The organism is Dyella sp. C11, from assembly GCF_003121485.1.
Taxonomy (GTDB): Bacteria; Pseudomonadota; Gammaproteobacteria; order Xanthomonadales; family Rhodanobacteraceae; genus Dyella.
In genome coordinates this window covers 1-5,580 of the sequence record NZ_QAVX01000029.1, presented here as the reverse complement: position 1 = coordinate 5,580, position 5,580 = coordinate 1, and the positions used below count along the sequence as shown (strand labels likewise).

Annotated in this window: 6 protein-coding genes; all 6 read left to right on the top strand. The window is 63.9% G+C overall.

All coding sequences use genetic code 11. The annotated features are described in order from the left end of the window. The coding region (locus DK366_RS19725; protein ID WP_157956630.1) for a PDZ domain-containing protein at window positions 1–776 on the top strand (776 nt) is incomplete at its 5' end. Between the two features lie 90 nt (window positions 777–866). Continuing rightward, a complete protein-coding gene (locus DK366_RS19720) occupies window positions 867–2,204 on the top strand; it encodes a sigma-54 dependent transcriptional regulator (RefSeq protein ID WP_109127269.1) in 1,338 nt (445 codons plus the stop codon). 159 nt (window positions 2,205–2,363) lie between these two features. After that, complete coding sequence (locus DK366_RS19715; protein WP_157956629.1) at window positions 2,364–2,681, top strand: hypothetical protein; 318 nt, start codon at window positions 2,364–2,366, stop codon at window positions 2,679–2,681. A gap of 28 nt (window positions 2,682–2,709) precedes the next feature. Further along, window positions 2,710–4,092, top strand: a complete 1,383-nt coding sequence (locus DK366_RS19710; protein ID WP_109127267.1) for an ATP-binding protein — start codon at window positions 2,710–2,712, stop codon at window positions 4,090–4,092. A gap of 83 nt (window positions 4,093–4,175) precedes the next feature. After that, complete coding sequence (locus DK366_RS19705; RefSeq protein WP_109127266.1) at window positions 4,176–5,135, top strand: SPFH domain-containing protein; 960 nt, start codon at window positions 4,176–4,178, stop codon at window positions 5,133–5,135. 18 nt (window positions 5,136–5,153) lie between these two features. Beyond that, the coding region (locus DK366_RS19700) for an NfeD family protein (protein ID WP_109127265.1) at window positions 5,154–5,580 on the top strand (427 nt) is incomplete at its 3' end.

The following is a 5,580-nucleotide window of genomic DNA, read 5'->3' as shown; positions in this document are numbered from 1 at the left end:
CAGTTGTGTATATGAGACAGGTCATGAGGCGATCGGGAAAAACACTGCTGCTTCTGGCGATGCTGGCATCGCCCCTGGCGGCATGGGCAGGTCACTGGGTGTACCAGTCCGACCACACGCTGCGCTGGCACGACGACGGGCGCTATGTGCATCTGGGCTCAGACGACAAGGGCGTCGTCGATGTGCTTGGCCTTACGCCGGCCGGCCTGTGGGGACTGGACCAGGGCGACACCATCGTCCAGGCCGATGGCCACCCCGTGGGCAGTGTCAGTGGCTTGCTGGCCACGCTGCGCACGCATGCCGCCTCGCCGCTGCCGCTGGTCGTTCGCCATGGCGGTGCGGAGCGCAACGTGATGCTGGCCGTCGAGGCGAATGCCCTGGTTGCCGCCCCGGTCGCGCCGGCATCCGCGGCAACCACGGCGGCGCCATCGGGGCCGAGCCGGCTGGTGTTCCAGAGCGACAACAGCCTGCGCTGGCGCAGCGAGGGGCGCCGCGTGCGCCTCGCCACAAGCAAGGACAAGGCCGGCGTCGATGTGGTGGCGGTGGTGCCCGACACCCTCTGGGGCCTGGCCAAGGGCGACGAGATCCTTGCCGTCAACGGCGAGCCGACGCGAAGCGTGGCCCAATTGCTGGAACGCCTGCGTCAACCAGGCGAACAGCCGGTGTCGCTCACGGTTCGCCGTGGCGGAACACAACAGACGGTGACGCTGGCCAACGAAGCACGCGAACTGACCGCGTCCACCCATGCCGCGCCGCCTGCGGCCAGTGGCGAGTGAGTTCGTTTTGAGCGGTCCGCGACGAATCTCGCGAACCATGGCAACCTTTTGGCGTGGAGATGCATCCACGTCTACATGTGCAAGCGACGAATGCGAACCGTACTGATCATCGACGACAACCCGGCCGTGGGCGAGGCGCTTTCACTGGCGCTCTCCCTCCATGAGATCCGCCCGCTCATCGCGCTGACACCCGAGCAGGGCCTGGCCATGCTCGAAACCGAGCGGGTGGACGTGGTGATCCAGGACATGAACTTCACCGCCGATACCACCTCGGGAGAGGAGGGCATCGCGTTGTTCCGCGAGCTGCGGCAGCGCCATACCGACATGCCGGTGATCCTGCTCACCGCATGGACACACCTGGAAACGGCGGTGGAACTGGTGAAGGCTGGCGCAGCCGACTATCTCGCCAAGCCGTGGGACGACGCCAAGCTGCTCGCCACGGTGGAAAACCTGCTGGAGCTGTCCGAGTCCACGCGCGAAGTCACGCGCGCGCGCAACGAACGCCGCAAGCGTCGCGAAGACCTGCAGCGTCGCTACGACCTGGACAACATCGTATTCGCCTCCGAAGCCATGGCGCGCACGCTGGATCTGGCCTGCCAGGTCGCACGTTCCGATGTGCCCGTGCTCATCACCGGGCCCAACGGCGCGGGCAAGGAACGCATTGCCGCCATCGTGCATGCCAATTCGGCGGTGAAGCGTGGCCAGTTCATCGCGGTGAACTGCGGTGCGCTGCCGGGCGAACTGATCGAAGCCGAATTGTTCGGTGCTGAAGCGGGTGCGTATACCGGCGCGAACAAGGCACGCGAAGGCCGTTTCGAACTGGCGGACGGCGGTACCTTGTTCCTCGACGAAATCGGCAACCTGCCGCTGTCCGGCCAAGTGAAGCTGCTGCGCGTCCTGGAAACGGGGCAGTTCGAGCGACTGGGTTCCGGCCGCACGCGCCACGTGAAAGTGCGCGTATTGAGCGCAACGAATGCCGACCTCAAGGCGATGATACGCGCGGGTACGTTCCGCGAGGATTTGTATTACCGACTCAACGTGATCGAAGTGAACCTGCCGCCGCTCTCCGAGCGCGTGGACGACATTCTGCCGCTGGCCGAGTTCTTCCTCGATGGTCGTGCGGAACTCACGGACGCCGCGCGCGATGCGCTGCTGTCGTACGCATGGCCAGGCAACGTGCGTGAACTGAAGAACGCCATCGAACGTGCGGCGTTGCTCGCCGCCGACGGACGCATCACGCCCGAGCAATTGAACCTGCCGCAGGTGGCCAGCGCAGCCGCCCGCAACCTGGACGAGCCCAGTCGCGAATCCGTGGAAGCGGCGCTGGACAAGGCCGGCGGCGTCGTCAGCCGGGCGGCGCAGTCGCTGGGGTTGTCGCGTCAGGCGCTGTATCGGCGCATGGAGCGTTACGGTCTGGCGCAGGCGTAATGTTTTCGCCCGTGTAGGAGCGCACTTGTGCGCGACCGTCATGGCGATAGGGCGAGGTCTCAATGGTCGCGCGCAAGCGCGCTCCCACAGTAACCGGCCCGTCATTTGCGGCCATCGGAAAGGCCGAGGATGATGGTCGACATGCCGAAGGAGTCCGCCATGCGTTATCGCAAACTGCTTCTCGTCATCATCCTGGCCTGCCTGCACAGTGCCGCATGGGCGCAAGCCAGCAACGCCATACCCCAGCCCAACCTTCGCCTGCCCAGCCTGCCGCCGGCGCCGGCGAGCACGGCGGGGCAGGGCTATCGCGACCCCTTGAGCAGCGCGGCCAACGACGCGCAGCGCTTCAACTTCAGCAACTCGGCTCCGAAAGACAACGCGCCTCCGGACCAGACGCCGATCCGCGTGATCATCAACAATGGACACGGGCCCAACGTGAATTGCGTACCCATGGGGCCGGGAGCGGGATGTCACTGATGACGGCACACCACAGGGGAGACATGTAATGCGGCTTGGCCTCCGTTCGCTCGAGTCGCGCATGGTGATGTTGCTTGGCTTTGCCGGCGTGGCCGGCGCGCTCATCTACGCGGGCGTCACGCAGTGGCCGCTGCCGCAGATTCTGGTGTGGATGCGCCACGATCTGGGCATCGACCTGGGTACACCGGCGCATTTCGGTTTCTACGGCGGCATTCTCGTGTCATTCGCGTTCCTGCTGCCGTTGTCGTTGTGGCTCGGGCATCGCGTGATGTCACCCATCACCAAGCTGCTGCGTGCGCTGGAAGGTGCAGTGGCGAGCTATCGCGACGGCGACTTCAGTTTTTCGATTGCCGCCACGCGACGTGACGAACTCGGCGAGTTGATCCGCATGCACAACGCGCTGGGCCAGACGTTGCGCGAGCAGCGCCAGAACCTTGCGCAGCGCGAACTGCTGTTGGACACCGTGGTGCAAAACACGCCAGTGGCGCTGGTGCTCACCGATGCGGGCGGCCGCGTGACCTACGCGAACATTGCGGCCCGTCATCTTTTCAATGAAGGGCGCACGCTGCACGGCCTCAATTTCGTGGACCTCATCAGCGATAGTCCGGAAGCATTGCGCCGCGCCGTTGAGGGTGGCGAGGATGCGTTGCTCACCGTGGAAATGGATGGCGGTGAAGAAACCTTCCACCTTTCGCAGCGCAGCTTTCGCCTGCAAGGCCGCCCGCATCGCCTGCAATTGTGTCGCCGCATGACGCGCGAGTTGTCACGTCAGGAAGTGGCGACGGGGAAGCGGGTGATTCGCGTCATCAGTCACGAACTCAACAACTCGCTGGCGCCGATTTCCTCGCTGGCGCACTCGGGTGCGGAACTGGCGCGACGCGGCGACACCACGCGCCTGCCCGGCGTGTTCGCCACCATCGGCGAGCGTGCGCGCCACCTGCATGGTTTCATCGCCGGCTACGCGAGTTTCGCCAAGCTGCCCGCGCCGCAACCGGTCGCCATCGACTGGAAGCCTTTCCTCGACAATTTGTCGTTGCACTGCAAATTCCAGGTGCGCGGTTCGTTGCCTGAGCAGCCGGGCTGGTTCGATGCCGCACAGATCGAGCAGGTACTGATCAATCTGGTGAAGAATGCCCATGAATCGGGCAGCGCCGAGGACGGCGTGTCGCTGGCCTTGGCCGTCATCGGTCGCGATGTGCGCATTGAAGTCGCCGACCGTGGCCCCGGCATGAGTGAAACGGTGCTCGCGCAGGCGTTGTTGCCGTTCTACTCCACCAAGCGTTCGGGCACGGGTCTTGGCCTTGCGTTGGCGCGAGAGATCGTTGAAGCACACGGTGGCCGCATTGCCCTGGCCAATCGTGAGGAGGGTGGCCTGCGCGTCAGCCTGCTGTTGCCGTTAGGACCTCGTTAGAAAAAAGCTCAGCGCTTTCTTAGCATTGCCCACGTTCCGCCTCGCCTATACTCCGCTCAACTTCATGGAACGGGGGTAAGGCAATGGGACAGCTGTTTGCTCTGGTGTTGATTGTGGTCGTTGTCATCGGCATCGCCAAGCTGGTGCGTATCGTGCCGCAGGGCTACGAATGGACAGTGGAAACCTTCGGTCGTTACACGCGCACGCTGTCCCCCGGCCTGCATTTCCTGATTCCCGTTTATCAGGCCGTCGGCCGCAAGATGAACATGATGGAACAGGTGCTGGATGTTCCCTCGCAGGATGTCATCACCAAGGACAACGCCGTGGTGCGCGTGGATGGCGTGGTGTTCTACCAGGTGCTCGATGCCGCCAAGGCGGCGTATGAAGTGGCTAACCTCGAACAGGCTGCGCTCGCGCTGGTGATGACCAACATCCGCACCGTGCTCGGATCGATGGACCTGGACGAATCGCTCAGCCAGCGCGACGCCATCAACGCCAAGCTGCTCACCGTGGTGGACGAAGCCACGCACCCATGGGGCGTCAAGGTCAATCGCATCGAGATCAAGGACATCGCGCCGCCGCGCGATCTGGTCGATTCGATGGCACGACAGATGAAAGCCGAGCGCGAAAAGCGCGCCAACATCCTCGAAGCCGAAGGTTTCCGCCAGGCTGCCGTGCTCAAGGCCGATGGTGAAAAGCAGTCCGCCATTCTCGCTGCCGAAGGCAAGAAAGAAGCCGCATTCCGCGAAGCCGAAGCGCGCATTCGCCTGGCCGAGGCAGAAGCCGAAGCGACGCGCATGGTGTCCGAGGCCATTGCCAACGGCAACGTCAACGCGCTGAATTATTTCGTGGCCAACAAATACGTCGAAGCGCTGAAGGAAATGGCGCATTCGCCCAACCAGAAAACCCTGCTGATGCCGATGGAAGCCACCGGTATCCTCGGTTCGCTGGCCGGCATTGCCGAGCTCGCGAAGGACGCGATGAGCCAGCAGCCGTCGTCGCCGTCACCCACGGCTCGTCGCACGCCTCCGTCGATAAGCTGAGCATCGGATACCACGACCATGGAACAGATTGCCCTGCATTACCTGTGGTGGATTCTGGCGTTGGTGCTGATCGCCATCGAGGTGATTCTTCCCGGCTATTTCATGTTGTGGATCGGCATTGCCGCGGGCATCACCGGTGTGGCGGTGCTGATGGTGCCTGGCATGTCGATGCTCGCGCAGGCGGTGGTGTTCACCGTGCTCGCGTTTCTATCCTGCGCTGTCTACTGGTACGCGGTGCGTCCACGATTGATGCGGGAAGAGCCGGGTGATGCGCTGCTCAACCGGCGTGGCGAGCAGAAGATCGGGCAGCGATATGTGCTGGCCGAGCCGATTGTCCACGGGCGGGGGAAGGCCAAGGTGGGCGACAGTTTGTGGCTCGTCTCCGGGCCGGACCTGCCGGTGGGGAGCTGTGTCTTATTCACTTCTGACGCTGCCGCCGATCTTA